The sequence below is a fragment of the Alkalihalobacillus alcalophilus ATCC 27647 = CGMCC 1.3604 genome, from assembly GCF_000292245.2.
GTDB classification, from domain to species: domain Bacteria; phylum Bacillota; class Bacilli; order Bacillales; family Bacillaceae_D; genus Alkalihalobacillus; species Alkalihalobacillus alcalophilus.
Map to the genome: position 1 here is coordinate 1 of NZ_ALPT02000014.1, position 22,232 is coordinate 22,232.

Genomic DNA, 22,232 nt, shown 5'->3' on the forward strand with positions numbered 1-22,232 from the left:
CAGGGTTTCTTGTTCTTTGCTTGGATAGAGACGGAATTTGTATGCTTTGTTGATGAGCATTGTTTTCACCTCAGATAGGAATGTATGTTCTTATTATATCCTAACAAGAATCTCTTTGGCTACCGCCAACCGCCATTCATCTCCCCCTTATCGTTGGGCTTCTCCCTTCACACGATTGAAGAGGGAGTCTTCTGTCGGGAAATGATAAAATAATTCGGAATACTCTATTGGCAGTCGATCCGCTGATCATTTATTCTTTTTCTTTTCGACAATTACGTACAACGAGTTGTAACCTCTCCTCAATTATTCATATGAGTTCTAACTTTAAAAAGTCTTTTTATCTACAGATCTCATCTAGCAAAGGCTTGGTCATCCTTATAATTATCACCAATCTCCCCGACAATTTCAGTTAAAATATCTTCCATTGTCACTAAGCCAATAATTGTTCCAACGTTATCGGTGACAAGTGCTATATGGGTTCGATTCTGCTGCATTTTTAAGAACACATCTTTTATAAAAGTACTTTCCTTAAAAGATGGAATTTCATGAATAAAGTCGTTTATCCTTCCCATTCTTCCAGCCGCAATACTCGTGAGCATTTCTTTTGTATTAATAAAACCAATAAAGTCTTCTTGATTCTGTTCACTTAATATAACAGGAAAACGAGTGTAATCATATTCATCAAGTACATTAATCATTTCTTCAAGACTCATATTTTTGTTAAGAGTGATCATTTCCACCCGTGGAATCATAATCTCTTGTAATATTCTTTCATCAAAGGCAAAAATGTTTTCTAAATAAGCAAGCTCTGTTCGGTTAATCTCGCCCCCTTGAAAACTTTGGGCAACTATCAGCTTTAATTCCTCCTCAGAGTGAACTGTTTCATGCCCTGCAGGCTCCACCCCAAATAAGCGTAGAAGCTTCTGAGCAGAACCATTTAATATACGAATAAATGGGCTCATTATTTTTCCGAACCAATAAAGCGGTGGGGCTAATAATAAGGTCATCTTTTCTGGAAACTGAATCGCTAAAGTCTTCGGTGCAAGCTCTCCAATTACAACATGTAAAAAAGATACAAGAGCAAGGGCAATTCCATAAGAAAGAAGAGTCGCTATAGCAGCTGGCACTTCAAACCTTTCAAATAGCGGTTGTAATATCCTCTGCACAGTCGGTTCACCTAACGCTCCTAAAACAAGAGCAGTGATAGTAATTCCTAGCTGACAGGCAGATAAATAATAATCAAGATCATGGGCAACTTTTTTTGCCATAATAGCTTTTTTATTACCTTCTAAAATCAATTGATCAATTCTTGACATCCTCACTTTTAAAATGGCAAACTCTCCACCAACAAAGAAGGCGGTAAGTAGTATAAAAACCACCACAAAAAATAAATTTATTAGTACAATTCCGTCCAATTAGTTCCCCCGTCTGAGGGATTCACCTCCAAGGTTATTACATGTGTTTATATGAAGATTAATTTTTTTTAACATGAGGATAAAAAGCAAGCTGTTTAATTTGATGGTTATCCATCTCAGTCACAACCCATAAATGTTCGCCCTGCTGAAATTCCTCACCTTGCTGAACGAGTTCAATCTTTTGCGATTGGATCCAACCACCAATTGTATCAATATCTTCACTATCACCAAACTCTAAAGCAAATCTGTCCTCAAGCTCTATTAAGAGCACACGCCCGTTTACTAAATACTTGCCGTCACTTTTCTCATAAATATCTGCGACTTCATCTTCATCAAACTCATCACGAATTTCACCAACAAGCTCCTCTAACACATCTTCCATTGTTAATATCCCTGATGTTCCACCATATTCATCCATGACAACAGCCATATGAACCTTTTCCTTCTGTAACCTTAAAAGTACGTCTTGAATTCTTGTTGTTTCTAAAATAAAAGGTAGATTTCGAACATATTCATTAAGATTACTCTCTCTACCTGTAACAATATGATTCAGCATTTTTTTAGCATTCACGCCACCAATAATTTTATCTTTGTCGCCATCTTCAATAACAGGATATCTCGTATAATTGTATTTATCTAATACCTCAATAACTTCTTCTTTCGTCATTTCTTTCTGAATAGCAATGAGGTCTGTTCTAGGCACCATAATATCCTTTGCCACACGCTCATCAAACGAGAACACGTTTTCCATATACTCTAATTCTATTTGGTTAATCGCTCCACCTTGAAAGCTTTGAACCATAATAATTTTCAGCTCTTCTTCTGTATACGCTTGATCATGTCCAATAGGTTTTACCCCAAAAGAACGTAACAAAACTCGCGATGCACCATTTAAAGCGAAAATAAATGGATACATTATTTTTCCAAACCAATAAAGTGGACCTGCAAGCAATAAAGTCATTCTTTCAGAAAACTGAATGGCCAATGTTTTAGGAGCCATCTCACCAACTACAACGTGTAGATACGTAACAAGAAAAAACGCAATCGCATAAGAGGCAATCGATGACGTGGTATCCGATACGTTCAAAAAGTTAAAGATTGGATACATTAAACTTTCCACAGCAGGCTTTCCTAATGCCCCTAAACCTAGGGCAGTAACCGTAATACCTAGCTGACACGCTGATAAATAATAATCAAGATCAGATGCTACGATTTTTGCTACTTGAGCTTTTTTATTCCCTTCATCAATTAACTGCTCAATTCTCGACATACGAATTTTCACAACCGCAAATTCTGAGCCAACAAAAAAAGCCGTTAATGCTAGTAACACAACAAGCATTATAAGGTTTATTAATGTAATGATGTCCAATTAGCTCCCTCTAATTGAGGGATTCACCTCCAAATATAATAAAAAGACATTTAAACAAGTGAGAATTTTCAAAAAAACATTTTTAAAAAATCACTTCCAAAGCATAACGTTTTAGTTTTCAAAAAAAACCTTTTTCCATCGAAAAACTAAAGAAATAATAGGGAAAATTCTTTAATTCTATCAAACTGTAACGTTATAGTTTTAAATATACAAAATTATAAATAGAAAAGCAAGCAACCTCTCAAGATTATTAAATTTTTACATAACAAAAAATCCTATTGATTTTTGTTCTCAATAGGTTTTGGTGTTATACACATATAAAAGAATATTCCGCTAATCTATCATCATGATAACCCTTACATTTTAAATTTTCTACTATTTTTAATTACACCCTCTATTATCGCAATATGTTTGAATATGGAAATAAAAACAACTAGTGGAATATAGAGGATTTAGATACTTTAAGTGAGCTCGCTGCCGCCACTTTTGGAGGGTTAGATATTTTCATCCAACATCTTAACCTAAAGAAACAGGCAAAGATGTTCGAAAGGTTTGCCACCTTATTTTTAAAAGGAGCTTCATAGATACGGATTTAAAATCAGGGAGCCGTAATAATGAATCAAAAAAAGACCAGTGTGCTCATATATAAGTGCACTGGTCCATTTTAACGGCAAACTACCTCAAATGAGTTTTCTCATATTAAAGGTAAGAAGATTTATTTCGTTTCTTTCTCTCCACCATCAAAGATTACGAGTAATAAAAAGAGGATAAAGGCAAAAACGAGGGCAATTCCGCCACCAATATAAAAGCCAAGAGTAAATCCTTGTGGGAGGTTAAATGGGTTTAACGTATATAGCCACATACCTGACGTTAAGCCGACGGAACCGATAATCGCCATAATCGTTTGCCAATTCGCTAAGCTTTTTCTTTTCGGTTGATAAACTTTGTAATAAATACTCCAAGAAAATAAAGTAAGCCAGCCTACTAATGAGACGTGTGCATGGATCGGTCTAAACGCATATGAGCCCGCACCTGACATATGGGCACCAAGGAATACCCCAATGATTCCAAAAATAGCTGAAAGTACTAATAAGATTTTTGCATGATTCATAAATTTGTTGCCTCCTTCAATTATTTAAGTGTCCGCGACAATCTTCTGCCTTCTTTTATCAAAACGCTTTAACACATAAAAGTAGATAGATTTAGTAAAAATGACAGGAGTAGTGACTTTTGAGCCCTCTTCATTCTTCTTACTAAGTATACTTTATAGAAGAAATATGAACGGAAGATGAATAAAGCGTTACAACTTTTTAAATTACAGCTGATTTTTTCAAATGATAGGCAGTATAACCGTAATGCTTGTCCCTTTTCCTTGTTTGGAATGAACCTTTAGTTCACCACTGTGTAAATCAACCACCTTTTTCACAATCGCTAATCCTAAACCGGCCCCTTCAATTTCCATCGTTCTTGAAGGATCAGCCCGATAAAAACGTTCAAACATTCTTTCCTTCTCGAGCTCAGTTAACCCGATCCCAGTGTCTTCAATGGTTAGCAATACATGATGCTCTTCCGCTTTTAACTCAATGCGAATTTCTCCTCCTTGATGGTTGTACTTAATCGCATTACTCATTAAATTATCCCAAACACTCATACACATCGCTCGGTCCCCAGTAAATTCAACTTCTGATAAATGATATTGAAGCAAAATCTCCTTCTCCGATAATTTCCATTGATACCCTTTTATAACCGATTTGACTTGCTCTGATAGTGAAAAATTTTCCTTATGTCGCGGTTGCTCCATTTGGTTTAACGATGATAATACGAGCAATTGACTGGTCAAACTTGATAATCTTTCCGTCTCAGAACGAATAACTTGCAAATGTTGACTCTTTTCTTCTGTCGAGAGTGCTTTATTTTCCAATAAGGAAGTATAGCCATTTATATTAGAAAGGGGAGATTGAATATCATGTGAAATAGAGGAGATAAACTCATTTCTCATATCCTCTGCCTCAGCTAATTGTTTGGTCATATCTTGAAAACTTGTGGCAAGCTCACCAATTTCATCCTGCCTTTTAAAATCTAACTTCACATCAAACTCACCTTTTTGTACTGCTTTAGTGGCCTGATTTAACTTTGAAAGCGGTCTAATTAAATAGTGAGCTAATGTCATTTCCAAAATCAAACTAAAGACAATCGTAAAACCTAATAGCCATGCAAATAAGTAATGCATTTCACTAAAATGTAATTTAATATCCGGTCTTAAAAATAAGGCATATTGCTCCCCTTCGTGTTCAACAGGCACCCCAATGCTATTTCTTAGTTCATTCGCAAAAAAACCAGTTACAAATGTTTCACTCGGAAAATGAGCAATCCCATGAAAAATCTCACCATTTAAAACAAGCTTTATTTTTGCTTCTTCCATTGTTTCATCACGAAATGGTTGCCCAAATTGCCAAGACTGCCCTTCAAGGTTAAATAAACGTAGCTGATAACCGGTCGCTGCCAAAAAATCTAGTGATTGGTGTAATTCGCTTTGCTCACTTAGATAATCGGCCACTTCTAAAGCAATTTCAGTGTATTTCTGATCATTTTGTTCCTTTAAAAAGTGCTGATAATAAACATTTGAAAGAAAAAATGCCAACAATCCACTAATAAGCATAATGACCAAAGTAAAAAAACAAAAGAAGAATATAAGGATCTCACTCTTCTATCACCTCAAGAGAATAGCCAACTCCACGGATCGTTTTTAAAGTTATTTCGGTAGTCATTTTTGTAAAACGCTCACGCAATCTTTTAATATGTACATCAATCGTCCGTTCGTTTCCACTGAAATCATGGCCCCATACTTTTTCAATCAGCTGATCACGTGTTAAGACACGATTTTTATTGGCAGCTAGAACATATAACAGTTCAAATTCTTTCAAAGGCAACATAAAAGTTTGACCATGAACCTCTACCTCATAGCTTACCTTATTGATTGTAACCGCACCGATTTGAATAATGAGTTCAGATTCCTGTCGGCTACGTCTAAGCAAGGCTTTTATTCTAAATAAGAGCTCCTTCAATTCAAATGGCTTTACCAAATAATCATCTGTACCTAGAGCAAAACCCTTTTCTTTATCATGAAGTTGGCTTTTGGCCGTTAGCATAATGACTGGTATGTTTTGATGATGTCGCAACTGTTTAACTAATTCATAACCATCCATTATCGGCATCATCACATCTATAACGACTAATTGATATGTTTTCTGTTCTAAAAGGTGCAAGGCAACTTCACCGTTTTCTGCCTGTCCAGTACGGTAACCATTCTCTTCTAAGTATTGGCTCACCATCTGGCGTAAATGCTTATCATCATCAACGATTAAAATTGATTGCATACAGTCACGTCCTTTCTATATTAGTTGTTATTGTAGCTGAAATTTTAATGAATAGACAGAGCACGCCGTTTGATTTTTTTGGGAGGCTTATGATTGCCGAAGATAACAATTCAGACCTGCTAAGGGAATCATTGACCTCCTATGATTCCCTTTGTCTTCACTTCACTCCCGCTAACGCAATCATTCAGCCCCTTTGATTCCAAAAGCCACCATTCCACTTCCACAAAAGCAATCATTCTAGCTTCCTGAAGACGATCCGCACCGAAAAACCCCCTCCAAACAATCTTAGAGGGGGCAAAATCTATTTTATTTTAATTTCCGCTAATTAAACAGCTGCAACTTTGCTTAATGCATCTTGTACTGTTACTAATTCGTAACCGAGGTCACGTGCTACGGCTGGGTATGTTACATCACCGTTTGCTACGTTGACACCTAATGCTAATGCTGGGTTTTCAGCAACCGCTTTTTCAACGCCTTTATTAGCAATTTGTAAAGCATAAGGAATTGTTACGTTTGTTAATCCTAATGTTGATGTACGTGGAACTGCTCCTGGCATGTTCGCAACTGCATAGTGAACAACGCCGTGCTTTTCATATGTTGGGTTATCGTGAGTTGTAATGCGATCAACTGTTTCGAAAATACCACCTTGGTCAATCGCAACGTCAACAACAACAGAACCAGCTGACATTGATTGAATCATTTCTTCTGTTACTAATTTAGGGGCTTTTGCTCCTGGAATTAATACCGCACCAATAACTAAATCAGATTCTTTGACAGCATCTGCAATGTTCATTGGGTTAGACATTAATGTTTTAATGCTATTACCGAATAGGTCATCTAATTGACGAAGACGATCCGCACTTAAGTCGATCATTGTTACATCTGCACCTAGACCTACTGCGATTTTCGCTGCGTTTGTACCTACTACACCGCCACCGATAACGGTTACTTTTCCGCGTTTTACTCCTGGGATTCCAGAAAGTAAGATTCCTTTTCCGCCTTCTGGTTTCTCAAGGAATTGAGCACCAATTTGAGCAGACATACGGCCAGCCACTTCACTCATTGGAGTTAATAATGGCAATGTACGGTTCAATTCAACTGTTTCATAAGCAATCGCAATTACGCCACTTTCAACTAAAGCTTTAGCTAGTTCTGGCTCAGCTGCAAGGTGTAAGTAAGTGAATAAAATAAGACCTTTACGGAAATATCCGTATTCAGAGCTTAATGGCTCTTTTACTTTCATAATCATTTCAGATTTTGTCCAAACATCTTTTGCTTCTGGGATGATTGTTGCTCCAGCTTCTAAATAAACGGCATCTTCAAAACCACTACCAAGTCCAGCGTTTTGTTCAACTAATACTTCGTGCCCAGCATTTTTCAGTGATACAACACCAGCTGGAGTAATTGCTACACGGTTTTCATTATTTTTAATCTCTTTTGGAATTCCAATAATCATATATGTCATCCTCCTAAAAAGGGCTTATTATTGTTACCCCCTCAGTATAGGATGATGATGTAAAAAATGCATTGTGTGAGATATTAAAAATGTAAGCGTTTATTTGTGAAATTTCACAAACGAATAATCGAACCCTTATTTTTGTTGAAGCATTTTTAAATCTAAATAAAGGCCATGTTTTTGCACGGAGTCTTTTAATGACACTTGCGTTATCTCTTGGATCCTTTTCAGTCGATAATTGAGGGTATTAACGTGGCAATGTAGCTCTTTTGCTGCCTCATTGACATTGCTGTCCTTATCCAAGGTCACTTCTAATGACTCTAATAAGTTGGTTTTATTTTCAGCATCATACTGTTTTAAACGTTCAATAATTGGATTAATAGGAATACGTTGAATCGCCTTTTGTTTTTTTAACAAATCGATGTACTTGAAAATGCCAAGCTCATGATAAAACTCAGCCTGCCCTAATTCTTCCTCATAAACTTGCTTTAATTGGACAACCTTTAATGCTTCTTCATAACTACTTTTGACAAATTGATAATCATCATAAGCGTATCCACAACCTGAAATGACATCACTAATTGCAAACCGTTCCTTCACCTGAGTCTTGAATGTTTGAATAAACTCCTTCACATCCTTTAAATCTTCATGACTGGAAGGAGAAATTAAGATAATAAGTTGGTTTTCATCAAAGGTTTGGATAAGTAAATTAATCTTTTGTGTTGTTTTGGCGACATAAATGAGCTTTTTGGTTAAATCTTGATTCATTTCTGTAAATGAAAAAACGAGTACAGTGAGAGGGTTGTTTGAATGAAAGCCAATTTTCATTAATTGTTCTTTAATCAACCGATGGTCATTCGCATCACCTGTAATCATTTGCCACAAAAGCTCTTGATGGTTTTTTTCCTTCTTTTTCTTTTGAATCTTAAGCTGAAGTAGTTGGCTCTTCGCTTTGCTTGCAGCTATTTTTAAATCAGATAAGTCTTCTTTTGTTAACGAGCGCCCCACCTCTAATACCCAAATATAACCTAAAACTTCCTTCTCTTTTCTAATCGATACAGCGACACGGTTGCCAAGGCCAATATCGTTAATTTGCGGAATAACAAGAGGCTCATCACTTTGATTTAGCTTAGGAATGACCCCCTCCTTCCAAAATTTATTAATCACTCTTTCAGGAACTCTACGTCCTATAATCGTTGAAATTCTTGCTTCATCTGTTCGATCATCGTGTGAACTATAGGCAAGAAGTTGATGGTTTGAATCCTCTAATGTAACAGGACATTTTAAACGTTCGCTAATGACATCGACAAAGTCTTCTAGTGAATCAAAAGGTCGGTTAAAAGGATGATGTTTATACTCACTCAATTTCGAATCCCCCTTTTTACGGAAATTTTTTGAATTATTTATTATAAATGTAAGTAAAAATCATTTTATTCTGATAATTAAATTATAAACGAAACACATGTTACCCTAATATAGCACAGTTGAAAAAACAGAGAACAGAAAACAGAATTAAAGATTCAAGGAGTGAGTATTGCATGAACATTTTAGATATACTGGATTCGATAAATGCAGTATTATGGGGTCCTCCGAGTTTAATTTTATTATTCGGAACTGGTCTATTTTTAACCTTCCTCTTGAAAGGAATTCAATTCAGCCGATTAAAATATGCGTTTAAATTAGCTTTTTCTAAAGAAGGAAATAATTCCGACTCTGGAGACGGAGACATTAGTAATTTCAAAGCCTTAATGACAACGCTTGCAGCAACGATCGGAATTGGTAATATTGCCGGCGTTGCAACCGCTGTCACACTAGGGGGACCAGGTGCGATCTTCTGGATGTGGGTCGTTGGTTTACTTGGAATGGCGACGAAATATGCCGAAGCCTTGCTGGCTATGAAGTATCGTGTCAAAAATAGTAATGGTGAATATTCTAGTGGTCCGATGTATTACATTGAAAAAGGTCTTGGACCAAAATTTAAGTTGCTTGCCATTGCCTTTGCTTTCTTTGGTGCCTTTGCTGCTCTTGGTATTGGGAATAGTGTTCAGTCCAATTCGGTAGCCGATGTAGCGAGTAGTAGTTTCGGAGTTCCACATTGGCTAACAGGTGTCATTTTAATTATCTTTGTATCTTATCTCATTTACGGTGGTATTCAACGTATTAGTACCGTATCAGGTGTATTTATTCCGATTATGGCAATCTTCTATATGCTCGGAGCGATTTTAATTATTGTTCTTAACTACAACTTAATCATTCCATCCTTCCAATTAATTTTCCATCATGCCTTTAATCCTGTTGCAGCAACAGGTGGATTTGCTGGAATAATTGTTGCTGAAGCGATTCGAAATGGTGTAGCTCGTGGTATATTCTCGAACGAAGCTGGTCTTGGTACCGCTGCTTTAATTGCAGGTAGTGCCAAAGCTGATCACCCTGTTAAACAAGCTCTTGTGGCGATGACAGGTACATTTATCGTAACGATTGTTGTATGTACATTAACTGGTTTGACTTTAATCATTACCGGCTATTGGGACCAAACAGGTGGTCTAATATCTGGAGTTATGCATGATCCGTCACTTGAAGCAGGTGCTTTAACAGCAGCAGCTTTCGGTTCTGCCTTAGGGGTTATTGGAGAATACATCGTCGCGCTCTCCATAATTTTGTTTGGCTCAACAACGATTGTTGGCTGGTATGTTTATGGTGAAAAATGTATCGAGTATTTAACAGGTCCAAAAGGGATCGCAGCGTATCGAATTATCTATATTGCAGCGTGTGGACTTGGTACTGTCGTCAGCCTACAAACCGTTTGGGCTTTTGCTGATATGGCCAATGCCCTAATGATGATTCCAAACCTGATTGCTCTTCTGTTATTATGGAAAGTCATTAGATCGGAAACGAATGATTTCTTTGACAACCATTATAAATCAGCGAAATCTTAAAAAAGAAACTATATTAAAATATTATCGACTGTGTCGTTTACACATCACTTCTCTTACGCAAAATAGATACACTAGCGTAAGAGAAGTGATTTTTTTTGTGATTAAATATCAACACTCCAAAATTTTCAGTCACTCTTTATATCTCCCCCTAGTTTTTGCTATCCCACCACTTTTTATGACCGTTAAAACGGCATTTGCTCCTAAATTCAAATAGCCCTTCCTCAGAGTTAAATCGATACCTAAAAAAAAGAAGCGATAAATATTATCGGCTGTTTCGCATAATCTTCAGTTCTCTTTCGCAAAATAGAACAAACAACGTCAGAGGAGTGATTTTTTGTTATTAGAGTTGTTAAACCGGATTAATTCCGTCTTATGGGGTCCACCGAGTTTAATTTTGTTATTTGGTACAGGGATATTTTTAACCTTTATCTTAAAAGGAATTCAATTTCGTCATCTCATCTACGCATTTAAGCTCGCTTTTAGTAAGGAAGGAAATAACGAAAATTCTGGTGAAGGTGATGTAAGTAATTTTAAAACCTTAATGACGACTTTATCAGCAACAATCGGAATCGGAAATATTGCCGGAGTTGCTACTGGGGTTACCCTTGGTGGTCCTGGTGCGATTTTTTGGATGTGGATCGTCGGTCTACTCGGGATGGCAACCAAATATGCGGAAGCCCTACTTGCGATGAAATACCGAATTAAAAACCGTAACGGTGAGTTTTCCAGTGGACCGATGTATTATATTGAAAAAGGGATTGGTCCAAAATGGAAATGGTTAGCCATAGCCTTTGCATTATTTGGAGCTTTCGCCGCCTTAGGGATTGGCAATAGCGTTCAATCAAACTCGGTCGCGGATGTCGCTAATAATAGCTTTAATGTTCCAAATTGGGTTACAGGGATTATCCTAATTATTTTTGTTAGTATGATCATTTATGGAGGAATCCAAAGGATCAGTGCTGTTTCAAGTTTTTTTGTTCCTCTAATGGCCGTTTTTTATATGCTTGGAGCCCTTTTAATTTTAATCTTAAACTATGACCAAATTATTCCGTCATTTGGATTAATATTCCATTATGCCTTTAATCCCGTTGCCGCAACAGGTGGTTTTATTGGGATAACGGTTGGACAAGCGATTCAAAATGGAGTAGCTCGCGGAATATTTTCTAATGAAGCAGGTCTTGGTACCGCCGCCTTGATTGCAGGTGTTGCAAAAGCCGATCACCCTGTTAAGCAAGCGTTAGTTTCCATGACCGGTACATTTATCGTTACCATTGTCGTTTGTACACTGACTGGCTTAACCTTAATCTTAACAGGGTTTTGGGATGCCTCAGGAGGATTAATATCTGGTATTACCCATGATCCCTCTTTAGAAGCAGGTGCCTTAACTAGTGCCGCCTTTGGTTCCGTACTTGGAATTGTTGGAGAATATATCGTCTCGATTTCAATTATACTCTTTGGGGCAACAACTATCGTCGGTTGGTATGTCTATGGGGAAAAGTGCTTTGAATATCTTGTAGGCACACGCGGAATTGAGGCCTATCGAATCGTCTATATCGCTGCTTGTGGGATCGGTACAATTGCTAATCTTGGAACCGTCTGGGCATTTGCTGATATGGCCAACGCCTTAATGATGATTCCAAACTTAATCGGTCTCCTCCTCCTGTGGAAAGTCATTCGCTCTGAAACGATTGATTTTTTTACAAACCACTTTAAATTAGCTGAAAAATAACGTTCAAAAGCAAGGGCAGATTTATTCACCCTTGTTTTTTTGTAAATGTAAGCGTCAAATAAGGAGCTGTCCCAAAGGTTATGAAAATGACCTTTGAGGGTTCAGCCCCTTTTTGAATATATAAAAGTGAGAGGGAAGACACCGCTCCCGAGATGGGAGGCACGTTTTCCGCAGGCGGGCGTCCTGTCTATCACCCTAAAATGATGACGAAGATTGTCCTATTTGGCTACACCCAAAAATGGTTTTCCTGTCGAGAGATCCCAAATATGAAAAGAAAAACCGCAAGTTTAACCAAAATAACGAACGAAACACAAAGATAAAAAAGGGTGCTGACTACTTGATTATGTAAAACACTCCTCATCTATTTCACCACTTTCCATACAAAAATCAGAAAAGCGGTCCAAGTTTAATTGACCTGAACCGTTTTTAATACTTTAATTAATTTAATTCTTTGACTGACTCAAAAAGCGTTTATAACCAGCCAACGCCACTGTCATCCCAATGATTGTATAAATAAATATCAACAGAAAGGTCATTCCTAAGCTCACTGAACTTGGCCCAACCGTAACCGCTGAGATCAACGACTGATGCGTCCAATATTGTGGGAGGAACTTTCCTACTGTTTGAACCGCTTCAGGTAGAATCTCAAACGGCATCCATAGACCACCAAGAATCGCTGCTGCAAATGCAATAATTTGCGTAATCACTAAACCCGTGTTTTCTGTTTTTGAAAAAACAGAAATGCCAATTCCCCACGAAGTCACCATAAAAGCGAGACAAAGAGCAATCAAAAAATATAGGAATGGCTGTGCAATCGTTAAACCGTATATAAAGATTCCTATAAGAGATAAGACAACCACTTGCAAAAAGACGATGACCACAAAAGGAAGCAACTTCCCTACAAAGTAACCTGGGACTGATAACGGTGTACTTGCAAGCCTTGCCACTAAGCCCTTTTCACGATCTTTTACAAAACTAATTACAATTGAAATAATGATAAAAATCGGAAAAAACACACTAAATCCCGTAATAATTTGATTTACGACCTGTTCTCGGTCTGGTGCATTATTTCCAAAAATAAACATAAATCCAACAATAAAAATAAACGGTAAAATCAACGTCCAAAATACCAATGACTTATCTTGGAATTGCTTTTTAGCCTCCATTTGTGCAACTGCCCACATAAAACCCTCTCCTTATGCCGATTTATCTCTTAATTCTGTCCCCGTTAATGAAAAAAAGACATCCTCTAGCCTTGGCTGCATTAATGATAATTGGTTTGGTTCTACACCTTCGATCTCACATTTTTTAGCTAAAAAAGCCAGCTTCTCTAACGGTTTCTCCGTCTTTATCACAAAGCCACCATCTTTTTGAAAGACCTCTTCGTTATCAAGGAAATCATCAGGCAGTTCTCCTTTTATAAAAACACCTGAGCCGGCATAACGAGTTAATAATTCTTCAATACTTCCTTGCTCCACAACCTTACCTCTATCAATAAAAGCAACATAATCACAAAGACCTTCGATTTCCTCCATATAATGACTTGCATAGATGATCGTTTTTCCTTCTTGTTTTAACTTTCTAATCAGCTCAAAAATATGACGACGTGACTGTGGGTCCACTCCAACCGTCGGTTCATCCATAATAACAATTTCTGGAGAATGAAGCAGGGCACACCCAATATTCAATCGCCTCTTCATTCCTCCCGAATAGGTCGTCACCTTTGATTTAGCCCGTTCCGAAAGCCCAATATCTTCAAAAATTAGCTGCTGACGTTCTTGCAACTCCTTCCCCTTTAAACCATAAACCCGACCAAAAAAGTTCATATTCGCTTGGGCCGATACGGTCTCTTCTAAACAAATATCTTGTGGTACATAACCAAGCGAGGGCTCTCCTTGATCATAAAGACTAACCTTTCCATCGAATTCTTTAAGAATCCCTGCTAAAATTTTCATCAAAGTCGATTTCCCTGCCCCATTCGGTCCTACTAACCCAAAGCAAATACCCGTTGGAATTGTTAAATCGACCTTATCCAAAGCGACTGTTTTATCATATTTTTTACTAAGTCCACTAATTTCGATCATTCTTTCACACCCCATCTTGATTGATTTTGTGAAGTTCATGATAGTCCTTTTCTTTTTCCAAAATCACCAATTTGATGATTTTGAGCAAATCTTTCAATTTCCAGCTCCATTCCTTGAGGCAAAAAGCGCATCAGACGCCAGGTGAAGCCATTTTCCCTTGTAATGAATACACCACTTTCTTTTATATGAATCATTTTTATTTCTTCTGGAGTTACCGCCGCACAATAAATCTTCAAACGATAAAGTCTAATCGTGAAAGTGATGGTGCCCTTTTTGATAAGTACTTCAAAACGTAAACATAAAAGGCTTAAGCAGAGTAAACTAAGAAACCCATATAACCAAATAAATGCAACATGTGTACTTGGCATTTCAATAAATTTGTAAAGTAAGCATTATAAGCGAAAGCAGTAATAACGCGTACCCTGGAATAGTTCGATAATGAGCTTTGTAAATCACAACCTTTCACCTCATTTTCATTTAATATCAAAACCGCCCCACCATCTCACCTTCACTCAGTACAAATTTCCAGCAAAGCAACCCTAAAACAATCACAATAACCATATTATATTACTTCGTCTATTTTAAACCCATTCCTTCCATTATTTTTCAAAATTAAAAAAGAGGCTGAGACAAAACCACTAAAAAAAGAGTTAGATGACTAGAAATGACGGTCATCTAACTTTTTTAATGGAAATTACTTATTTTATATTACAAAAGGAATGATAAGTTTTACCCTCTATCTTAGTGGACGAAAACATGCGGAGACTCCTGAGGGATCTAGTGGCAGAGCCGAAATCCACTAGTGAAACTAGTTAGTTCGGCGCCACCCACAGGACGCGGAGCATGATTTTCGGGAACGGTGAGTAGAACGCTTTTCAAATCAGTACAGAGTTTTGTCCCAGCCTCTTTCATTCAATATTCTTTTATTCCCTCAAAATGATTTAAAAAGTTCATCAATATCCAAAGACTCCCTACGATAAAAATCGTAAACATACTTACTGTATCAAATAACTGTGTACAGATAACTAACCCTATTATGACAATTAAAAATATCTTTTGCATTTTCCTTAACACATAAAAAGAACTCTTATAAGCAACATACCTTAATCCCTCATCATCCAAATCTGATTGATCATTCTCATTTGCTTCATTTAATCTTTTTTTGTTGTAATAGTACATAATATAAGAAATCACTATTAATAAAGCACCCAAGTTAAAATTATAAAATAATCGCTCATGAAGTTGTTCTAATAGATTTGCCCTAAATTGACTTATAGAAGCTGCACCATACATAACAGCTAAAACAAATTGAATAATCGTAATCGTATTTATTTGAAAAAGGATCCTCTCTCCCCTTAACCCTCTTTCATCTTCATTCAATATTTCTTTTTCATTTACCTTATGATACTGTTTCCACTTTTGAAAAAAAGTAATGAACAAATACGTATAAATAATAAGAGTAAGACCATACAAAATATCAAACGGAAATAAAATATACATTTGAAGCCCATCAATCCCGAGGTAAATCCAAGCTCCTCTTATAATTGAAGGAAGCATAGCAACTAAAATCCCCATAAAAAAATACTTTAATTTATTCTTTTTCATCCTCATCCTCCAATCGAAAAATACTTTCGACACTTTCCTCAAAAAAGTTTGCGAGTTTTAAAGCTAAAATAACAGATGGTGCATAATCGCCTCGTTCAATTAAACTGATCGTTTGTCTGGAGGCTCCGATTTTTTTGGCTAAATCCGTTTGATTTAAACCCTCTCTTGCTCGTAATTCCTTTAGACGATTTTTCAATTTCAATCATGATCACCCTTTATTTTCTAACTTTTCTAAATATACATGATATTAGTCACTTTGACAAATATTATTGTCAAAGTGACTAATATAACAGCATTTAAATATCAACAGAAGTTTTCAGTTCCTAACAAATCATTCATGAAAATGATACAAGCTTCGTATAGTTATAAAAAGAGAGCTTATCCGTCGAGAAAACATGATGATAAAAGGAGTTTTTACTAAATGGAAAATTGGATTATATCTGTCATGGAACAGTTAGGATATATCGGTATTATGGTTTTAATCGCTTTGGAAAATTTATTTCCACCAATACCATCTGAGGTTATTTTAACTTTTGGTGGATTTATGACCACACAATCAGATATGACATTAATCGCTGTGATCTTCTTTGCGACAGTTGGCTCAACGCTTGGGGCGATTATCCTTTATTCAATTGGCTCCTTGTTAGGTGTGCAAAGAATGGAAAAACTTGTCGATAAGTACGGTCACATTATTCGCCTCACCAAAATTGACCTTTACCGTTCTTATGATTGGTTTGAACGATATGGACCATGGGCCGTTTTTCTCTGCCGCCTTCTTCCTTTAATTAGAAGCTTAATTTCTATCCCCGCGGGTATGGCAAAAATGAACCTTAGCTTGTTTATTTTGTTGTCAGCATTTGGTTCGCTTATTTGGAATACAATCATTGTTAATATCGGAGCCCAAGTTGGAGAGTCTTGGGATTCTGTTCTCATATATATGAACGCATACTCCAAAATTGTCTACACCGTGCTCGCCTCACTCATTGTCTTCTCTCTTATTCTCTTTATCCGAAGAAGATTTCTCATCAGATAATTCATTTACGTTAAGCACTCTATAATTTATACAGTCCCGCTACCTCAAAAGCCCTTCTCAATGCTTTTGAGAGCCTTTTTTGTGATGATTAATTTTATTTCGACGACCAGTTATTGGTCACTTGATTTTCGTTTTTTGATTCCCTGTTATTCGTACCGTAATTTTGAATTCTACTAGTTTCATTACCTATTCTTCGTGATTCGCACGTTAATTTCTTAATCATACTAGTTTCATTACTTATTCCTTGTTATTCGCTCCCTAATTTCTCAACTCCATTAGTTTCATTACCTATTCACGGTTATTCGCTCCCTAATTTCTAAACTCCATTAGTTTCATTACCTATTCACGGTTATTCGCTCCCTAATTTCTAAATTCCACTAGTCTCATTACTTATCCAGCCTTATTCGCTCCCTAATTTCTAAACCACACTAGCTTCATTACCTATCCTCCGTTATTCGCACTCTAATTTCTCAACCCCACTAGTCTCATTACCTATTCACCTTTATTCACGCCATATCTCCTCAAAATAAAGCCTCTTCACGCAAGAGTTCACTAAGCTATTACAATATAAATATATGAAAGCGATTAAATATTTAATTGAAATACAGGTTAGTAGAAGCTATAATAAAAAAAGTGTTGTATAACTGATCATCTGATCACATGATGATCAGTCGGATGAGCGAAAGGGGATTATTTACATATGAGTTCTGGTTTATTAGCATTACTTGCTGTCATTCCAATTATTACTGTGTTTTTCTTTTTAGTTATTTTGCGTTGGCCTGCTAAACATGCTATGCCTATAGCGTTTTTTGTAACCGGCATCATTGCATTCTTTGTTTGGGAAACACCATTCAATGTGATTGCTGCTGCCAGTATGAAAGGGCTATCCACAGCGATTGAAGTCTTATTTATCGTTTTTGGTTCTGTGTTATTATTAAACACACTTAAACAAAGCGGTGCGATTAATACGATTCGTCAAGGATTTATTGATATTTCACCTGACCGCCGGATTCAAGCGGTTATTATCTGTTGGTTATTCGGTTCATTTTTAGAAGGAGCTGCTGGCTGGGGTGCACCTGCTGCAATCGTTGCTCCACTACTTGTTGCCATTGGTTTCCCTGCGCTTGCCGCTGTAATGGTTGCTCTTATTTTACAATCAACTCCTGTCTCTTATGGAGCAGTTGGAACACCGATTTTATCTGGTGTCCAAAGTGGTTTAGCAGGTGCTGAAAATGTGGCAGTTGAAGTCGCTTCATTAGGTATGACAATGGATGAATATGCTCGTATGATTGGTGGTCAAGTCGCCATTGTCCACGGAATTGTCGGAATATTAATTCCACTCTTTATGGTGACCATGTTAACTTTCTTTTTTGGAGAAAAGCGTAATTTGAGAGCTGGATTTGAGGTACTCCCATTTACACTATTTGCTGGTATCTCCTTTACAATCCCATCCATGCTCGTAGCCAATTTACTTGGACCTGAGTTCCCGTCTCTTTTAGGAGGATTAATCGGTCTTGCTATTGTCATTCCATTAGCGAAAAAAGGATTTTTAATGCCTAAATCAACTTGGAATTTTAAGAAGGAGTCTGAGTGGGATCCAGAATGGACAGGTACATTAAAAGCTGAGCCTTTGACAGCTCCTACTGTAAGCGGTTTTAAAGCTTGGTTACCTTATATTGTCATGGCTATTATCCTAGTGATAACCCGCATTAATGCCTTACCGTTTGGGAATTGGTTAAAAACATTAGAGATTTCCTTTACAGATGTATTCGGTTCAGAAATATCATTTGCAAGTACACCATTATTCTTACCAGGATTTATTATGGTGATCGCCTCATTATTCGCCTATGTTCTATATAGTATGAATAAAAATTCTTACGGCCGGGCTTTTAAAGAATCAAGTGGGATGATTGCTAAGGCAGCACCTGCACTATTGTTTGCTGTTCCTATGGTTCAAGTATTCATTAATTCAGGGGCTGGCAATGAGTTAGCCAGTATGCCAATTGTTCTAGCTGAATATGTTTCCAATTTAGCAGGTGGCACATGGCCATTATTTGCTCCTGTCGTAGGGGCGTTAGGTGCATTTGTAGCTGGGAGTAATACCGTTTCAAATATGATGTTCTCTCTATTCCAATTTAGTACAGCAGATAACATCGGTTTAAACCCAGCCTTTATTGTTGCCTTACAAGCAGTCGGTGGTGCAGCAGGTAACTTAATCTGTGTTCACAACGTTGTCTCCGCTTCAGCAACTGCCGGTATCGTCGGTAAAGAAGGTTTATTAATTAGAAGATTGTTAATTCCACTCGCTTATTATTTAGCATTTTCTGGGGCAATCGGATATGTTTACTTTTACGGATTTGGGTTTAACATCGGAACGATTATTATTGTCTTGATTATCGCCCTTCTCATCTTCTTAGCGGTAAAAAATCGTAAAGGGAAAGAATAACAACGAAACAGCCATGTTAACGTGGCTGTTTTTTGTTTCTGAGAATATAATTGACCTATTTAGGAATTTCTTTGTACTTGCTTCGTACTTCACCTTCCTGAAGTCTGAACCACCTTAACCGTGAGAGCCAAAAAACGTCTCAAAAGAGTAATGCTTTTTTGAGACGTTCCATTCTTTATACACTTTCTATCTGTTTAACTTTAAATCCTCTTATCCTATTTCTCCATCCAACCAGGCTTCCCAAAGCCTTTAAATTTCTCGTCAATAATTGCTTCAAACTCTTCGGATTCAATCACTTCTTTAATATCTTGAACAAATTGAGCATCTGCATCTGATGTGTTAACTGCAACGACATTACGGAATTGCTCAGGCATATCTTCTAGAATTAACGCTGCTGTTAAATCAAAATCGGCTGCCAAGGCAAAGTTTCCAGGTACGGCTGCTGCATCTTCATTTTCAACTAGGCGGGCTAATTGACCAGCTTCAACTTCTGGTAACTTGAGATTTTTTGGATTCGCTGTAATATCTTTAACAGATACACGTAATGGGTCAACATCACCATTCACTTCAATCAATCCTGCATCCGCTAAGACACCTAATGTACGAGCTAAGTTTGTTGGATCGTTGGCGATCGCAATCGTGCTTCCATCTTCAATGTCTTCAAGTGAGTCGAATTTATTTGAATATAGACCCATTGGTGCAGTTGGTACAGCAAGTAAATTAGTTAACTCTAAGTTATTCTCTTCTGCAAATGACTCTAAATAAACTGTATGTTGGAATAAATTCGCATCCAAATCGCCATTAGCAAGAGCATTATTTGGTTGGACATAATCGGTAAACTCACGATTTTCAACTTCATATCCTTTTTCCTCTAATAATGGTTTAATTGCTTCATTCACCATGTCACTATATGGACCTGTTGTTGCCCCAAACATGATTTTTGTTTTTTCACTGTCTCCATTTTCTGTATCTCCTGTAGTTGCTTCAGAGCTTCCACAAGCTACTAAAAAGGTGATACTCCCTATAATCAATGCTGATTTTAAATATCTTTTTAACATCGTTTTCTTCCCCTTCTCCACTCTATTTTTTATATTTAACGCTTATCTACTGATTTTGCGATAAAATCACCAAAATATTGAATAGCTTGAACCAAAACAATTAAAATAATAACAGTCGCAAACATGATGGTATCTTCATAACGGAAATAGCCATATCGAATCGCAAAGTCACCAATTCCCCCGCCACCAACCGTTCCAGCCATCGCTGAGTAACCAATTAAGCTAATCGCTGTAATCGTCAATCCACTAATTAAACCTGGTTTCGCTTCTGGCAAAATAATTTCTTTAATAATCAGCCACGGTGAAGCACCCACTGCAACAGCTGCTTCAATGACTCCTTTATCAATCTCACGTACAGACGCTTCCACAATCCGAGCGTAAAAAGGAATCGCGGCAACAGATAAGGCAACAGATGCAGCAAGTGGTCCAATCGTCGTTCCAACAATCATTCCAGTCACAGGCATTAAGAATACGATTAAAATTAAAAACGGCACCGATCGAACGAGGTTAATGATAATTCCCGAAGCCACCTTCACAAAGCGATTTTCTAAAAAGAGGCCTTTATCAGTTACATATAACAAAATTCCGAATGGCAATCCAACAATTAAACCAACTGAAAGTGAAATGCCGACCATAATCATCGTTTCAAGAAAGGCTTGATTAATCTCTGGCAATAATTCAATGATTCGATTAATGTCTAGCATCTTGAATCACCTCCACAAAAACACGCTCTTCTAAGTAAGCAATCGCTTTGTTTACTTCCTCTTCTTCCCCAACCAGTTCGAAAATAAAAATCCCTAGTGGTGCATCGCCAATGTATTCAACTTTTCCATGCAAAATATTCCCGCGAACAGAGAAAGCCTGGAGCATGTCCGAGACAACAGCGTCACTCGCAATCCCTCCACGGAACTGCAAGCGTAAAATCACACCTTCACATTCGGAAAGAAGCTTTTGTGGCAATTCAAAATCAAGGACCGTTTGGATAAATTTTTTCGTTAATTCATTTTCAGGTTCAGCAAACATGTCATATGTTTGTCCTTCTTCCACAATTTCTCCGTCCTGCATGACCGCGCAGCGATGGCAAATCTCTTTAACGACTTCCATCTCATGTGTAATTAAAACGATAGTAATGCCAAACTCACGGTTAATTCGTTTTAATAAAGCTAAAATCGACTTTGTTGTTGTCGGGTCAAGGGCAGATGTTGCTTCATCACATAATAAGACTTTTGGATTGTTGGCTAGTGCCCGAGCAATACTGACACGTTGACGTTGCCCACCACTTAACTGAGCCGGATATTCATTCGCTTTATCAGCTAATCCAACAAGGTCTAATAGTTCTGTGACACGTTCCTTCCTTTTATGCACACTTTTCACTCCAGCAGCCTTTAAAGCAAAAGCGACATTGTCAAAAACGGTCTTAGAAGCCACAAGATAAAACCCTTGAAAGATCATCCCAATTGATTGCCTCGCTTCTCTTAATTCCTTGCTTGAGAGGCTTAACAAATCCACATCATCAATATAGATGTGTCCAGATGTGGGACGTTCTAATATGTTTAAGCACCGAATCAATGTACTTTTCCCTGCACCACTATATCCAACAATTCCAAAAATTTCTCCTTTTTTTATATCAAGCGAAACTTCCTTCAGTCCGATAACTTCTTTTGTTTTTGTTTTAAAAACTTTATTTAAATTCTCAACTTTAATCATCTTCAACCTCTCCCATA

Annotated in this window: 21 protein-coding genes and 1 pseudogene; 6 read left to right on the top strand and 16 right to left on the bottom strand. The window is 37.2% G+C overall.

Annotated features, from left to right (window positions below; genetic code table 11):
* The 3 genes from BALCAV_RS23400 to BALCAV_RS05415 all read right to left on the bottom strand — a co-directional run.
* A partial coding sequence (locus tag BALCAV_RS23400; RefSeq protein ID WP_152563033.1) for a helix-turn-helix domain-containing protein occupies window positions 1-60 on the bottom strand: 60 nt, incomplete at its 3' end.
* Between the two features lie 290 nt (window positions 61-350).
* A complete protein-coding gene (locus tag BALCAV_RS05410) occupies window positions 351-1,415 on the bottom strand; it encodes a hemolysin family protein (RefSeq protein WP_003322972.1) in 1,065 nt (354 codons plus the stop codon).
* A gap of 58 nt (window positions 1,416-1,473) precedes the next feature.
* Complete coding sequence (locus BALCAV_RS05415; RefSeq protein WP_003322971.1) at window positions 1,474-2,784, bottom strand: hemolysin family protein; 1,311 nt, start codon at window positions 2,782-2,784, stop codon at window positions 1,474-1,476.
* Between the two features lie 443 nt (window positions 2,785-3,227).
* Between BALCAV_RS05415 and BALCAV_RS23405 the strand changes: the two genes are divergently transcribed.
* A complete protein-coding gene (locus BALCAV_RS23405; RefSeq protein WP_081939217.1) occupies window positions 3,228-3,368 on the top strand; it encodes a TetR family transcriptional regulator C-terminal domain-containing protein in 141 nt (46 codons plus the stop codon).
* Window positions 3,369-3,499: 131 nt separating this feature from the next.
* Here BALCAV_RS23405 and BALCAV_RS05420 read toward each other — a convergent pair whose 3' ends face one another.
* From BALCAV_RS05420 to BALCAV_RS05440, 5 genes are all read right to left on the bottom strand, one after another.
* Window positions 3,500-3,895 (bottom strand): hypothetical protein, encoded by a 396-nt coding sequence (locus BALCAV_RS05420; RefSeq protein ID WP_003322970.1) that lies wholly within the window; start codon window positions 3,893-3,895, stop codon window positions 3,500-3,502.
* A gap of 219 nt (window positions 3,896-4,114) precedes the next feature.
* A complete protein-coding gene (locus BALCAV_RS05425) occupies window positions 4,115-5,425 on the bottom strand; it encodes a sensor histidine kinase (protein WP_235213072.1) in 1,311 nt (436 codons plus the stop codon).
* A gap of 58 nt (window positions 5,426-5,483) precedes the next feature.
* Complete coding sequence (locus BALCAV_RS05430) at window positions 5,484-6,161, bottom strand: response regulator transcription factor (protein ID WP_003323784.1); 678 nt, start codon at window positions 6,159-6,161, stop codon at window positions 5,484-5,486.
* A 325-nt stretch (window positions 6,162-6,486) separates the two neighbouring features.
* Window positions 6,487-7,617, bottom strand: coding sequence for an alanine dehydrogenase (gene ald, locus BALCAV_RS05435; RefSeq protein WP_003323785.1), 1,131 nt, complete (start codon window positions 7,615-7,617; stop codon window positions 6,487-6,489).
* A 135-nt stretch (window positions 7,618-7,752) separates the two neighbouring features.
* Complete coding sequence (locus tag BALCAV_RS05440; protein ID WP_003323786.1) at window positions 7,753-8,982, bottom strand: PucR family transcriptional regulator; 1,230 nt, start codon at window positions 8,980-8,982, stop codon at window positions 7,753-7,755.
* A gap of 173 nt (window positions 8,983-9,155) precedes the next feature.
* Here BALCAV_RS05440 and BALCAV_RS05445 point away from each other — a divergent pair, with 173 nt between their 5' ends.
* From BALCAV_RS05445 to BALCAV_RS21985, 3 genes and pseudogenes are all read left to right on the top strand, one after another.
* The gene (locus BALCAV_RS05445; protein WP_003323787.1) at window positions 9,156-10,553 is read left to right on the top strand and encodes an alanine/glycine:cation symporter family protein; all 1,398 of its coding nucleotides are present in this window, start codon (window positions 9,156-9,158) and stop codon (window positions 10,551-10,553) included.
* A gap of 334 nt (window positions 10,554-10,887) precedes the next feature.
* On the top strand, window positions 10,888-12,282 hold the full coding sequence (locus BALCAV_RS05450) for an alanine/glycine:cation symporter family protein (RefSeq protein WP_003323788.1): 1,395 nt from the start codon (window positions 10,888-10,890) through the stop codon (window positions 12,280-12,282).
* 164 nt (window positions 12,283-12,446) lie between these two features.
* Window positions 12,447-12,542: pseudogene (locus BALCAV_RS21985) on the top strand (transposase); the annotation flags it as partial.
* A 183-nt stretch (window positions 12,543-12,725) separates the two neighbouring features.
* On the opposite strand, the gene BALCAV_RS05455 reads toward BALCAV_RS21985, so the two are convergent.
* The 5 genes from BALCAV_RS05455 to BALCAV_RS05470 form a co-directional block, all read right to left on the bottom strand.
* Window positions 12,726-13,466 (bottom strand): ABC transporter permease, encoded by a 741-nt coding sequence (locus BALCAV_RS05455; RefSeq protein ID WP_003324355.1) that lies wholly within the window; start codon window positions 13,464-13,466, stop codon window positions 12,726-12,728.
* Between the two features lie 12 nt (window positions 13,467-13,478).
* A complete protein-coding gene (locus BALCAV_RS05460) occupies window positions 13,479-14,366 on the bottom strand; it encodes an ABC transporter ATP-binding protein (RefSeq protein WP_003324356.1) in 888 nt (295 codons plus the stop codon).
* A gap of 35 nt (window positions 14,367-14,401) precedes the next feature.
* Window positions 14,402-14,560 (bottom strand): hypothetical protein, encoded by a 159-nt coding sequence (locus BALCAV_RS22230; RefSeq protein ID WP_160173388.1) that lies wholly within the window; start codon window positions 14,558-14,560, stop codon window positions 14,402-14,404.
* Between the two features lie 718 nt (window positions 14,561-15,278).
* Window positions 15,279-15,971: a DUF3169 family protein gene (locus BALCAV_RS05465; protein ID WP_003322567.1), complete on the bottom strand. Its 693-nt coding sequence runs from the start codon at window positions 15,969-15,971 to the stop codon at window positions 15,279-15,281.
* Window positions 15,958-16,167, bottom strand: coding sequence for a helix-turn-helix transcriptional regulator (locus tag BALCAV_RS05470; RefSeq protein WP_200880879.1), 210 nt, complete (start codon window positions 16,165-16,167; stop codon window positions 15,958-15,960). The genes BALCAV_RS05465 and BALCAV_RS05470 overlap by 14 nt, the downstream gene beginning before the upstream one ends.
* A 225-nt stretch (window positions 16,168-16,392) precedes the next feature.
* Here BALCAV_RS05470 and BALCAV_RS05475 point away from each other — a divergent pair, with 225 nt between their 5' ends.
* Both BALCAV_RS05475 and BALCAV_RS05480 read left to right on the top strand, forming a co-directional pair.
* Window positions 16,393-17,004, top strand: a complete 612-nt coding sequence (locus BALCAV_RS05475; RefSeq protein ID WP_003322565.1) for a DedA family protein — start codon at window positions 16,393-16,395, stop codon at window positions 17,002-17,004.
* A 700-nt stretch (window positions 17,005-17,704) separates the two neighbouring features.
* Window positions 17,705-19,450 carry an L-lactate permease gene (locus tag BALCAV_RS05480; RefSeq protein WP_003322564.1) on the top strand — a complete coding sequence of 582 codons (1,746 nt, stop codon included), beginning with the start codon at window positions 17,705-17,707 and terminating at the stop codon, window positions 19,448-19,450.
* A gap of 215 nt (window positions 19,451-19,665) precedes the next feature.
* On the opposite strand, the gene BALCAV_RS05485 is transcribed toward BALCAV_RS05480, so the two are convergent.
* The 3 genes from BALCAV_RS05485 to BALCAV_RS05495 are packed head-to-tail and all read right to left on the bottom strand — an operon-like array spanning window position 19,666 to window position 22,215.
* Window positions 19,666-20,508 carry a MetQ/NlpA family ABC transporter substrate-binding protein gene (locus tag BALCAV_RS05485; RefSeq protein WP_003322563.1) on the bottom strand — a complete coding sequence of 281 codons (843 nt, stop codon included), beginning with the start codon at window positions 20,506-20,508 and terminating at the stop codon, window positions 19,666-19,668.
* A gap of 35 nt (window positions 20,509-20,543) precedes the next feature.
* Window positions 20,544-21,212: a methionine ABC transporter permease gene (locus tag BALCAV_RS05490; protein ID WP_003322562.1), complete on the bottom strand. Its 669-nt coding sequence runs from the start codon at window positions 21,210-21,212 to the stop codon at window positions 20,544-20,546.
* Window positions 21,199-22,215 (bottom strand): methionine ABC transporter ATP-binding protein, encoded by a 1,017-nt coding sequence (locus tag BALCAV_RS05495; RefSeq protein ID WP_003322560.1) that lies wholly within the window; start codon window positions 22,213-22,215, stop codon window positions 21,199-21,201. Before BALCAV_RS05495 ends, BALCAV_RS05490 begins: the two co-directional genes overlap by 14 nt.
* Window positions 22,216-22,232: the final 17 nt, after the last annotated feature.

What these genes read in the sequence shown, in the direction of transcription:
- BALCAV_RS05490 (WP_003322562.1), bottom strand. Translation starts at nt 21,212, where the DNA reads ATGCTAGACATTAATCGAATCATTGAATTATTGCCAGAGATTAATCAA.
- ald (WP_003323785.1), bottom strand. Translation starts at nt 7,617, where the DNA reads ATGATTATTGGAATTCCAAAAGAGATTAAAAATAATGAAAACCGTGTA.
- BALCAV_RS22230 (WP_160173388.1), bottom strand. Translation starts at nt 14,560, where the DNA reads ATGATTCATATAAAAGAAAGTGGTGTATTCATTACAAGGGAAAATGGC.
- BALCAV_RS05495 (WP_003322560.1), bottom strand. Translation starts at nt 22,215, where the DNA reads ATGATTAAAGTTGAGAATTTAAATAAAGTTTTTAAAACAAAAACAAAA.
- BALCAV_RS05480 (WP_003322564.1), top strand. Translation starts at nt 17,705, where the DNA reads ATGAGTTCTGGTTTATTAGCATTACTTGCTGTCATTCCAATTATTACT.
- BALCAV_RS05475 (WP_003322565.1), top strand. Translation starts at nt 16,393, where the DNA reads ATGGAAAATTGGATTATATCTGTCATGGAACAGTTAGGATATATCGGT.
- BALCAV_RS05460 (WP_003324356.1), bottom strand. Translation starts at nt 14,366, where the DNA reads ATGATCGAAATTAGTGGACTTAGTAAAAAATATGATAAAACAGTCGCT.
- BALCAV_RS05445 (WP_003323787.1), top strand. Translation starts at nt 9,156, where the DNA reads ATGAACATTTTAGATATACTGGATTCGATAAATGCAGTATTATGGGGT.
- BALCAV_RS05465 (WP_003322567.1), bottom strand. Translation starts at nt 15,971, where the DNA reads ATGAAAAAGAATAAATTAAAGTATTTTTTTATGGGGATTTTAGTTGCT.
- BALCAV_RS05420 (WP_003322970.1), bottom strand. Translation starts at nt 3,895, where the DNA reads ATGAATCATGCAAAAATCTTATTAGTACTTTCAGCTATTTTTGGAATC.
- BALCAV_RS05485 (WP_003322563.1), bottom strand. Translation starts at nt 20,508, where the DNA reads ATGTTAAAAAGATATTTAAAATCAGCATTGATTATAGGGAGTATCACC.
- BALCAV_RS05455 (WP_003324355.1), bottom strand. Translation starts at nt 13,466, where the DNA reads ATGTGGGCAGTTGCACAAATGGAGGCTAAAAAGCAATTCCAAGATAAG.
- BALCAV_RS05430 (WP_003323784.1), bottom strand. Translation starts at nt 6,161, where the DNA reads ATGCAATCAATTTTAATCGTTGATGATGATAAGCATTTACGCCAGATG.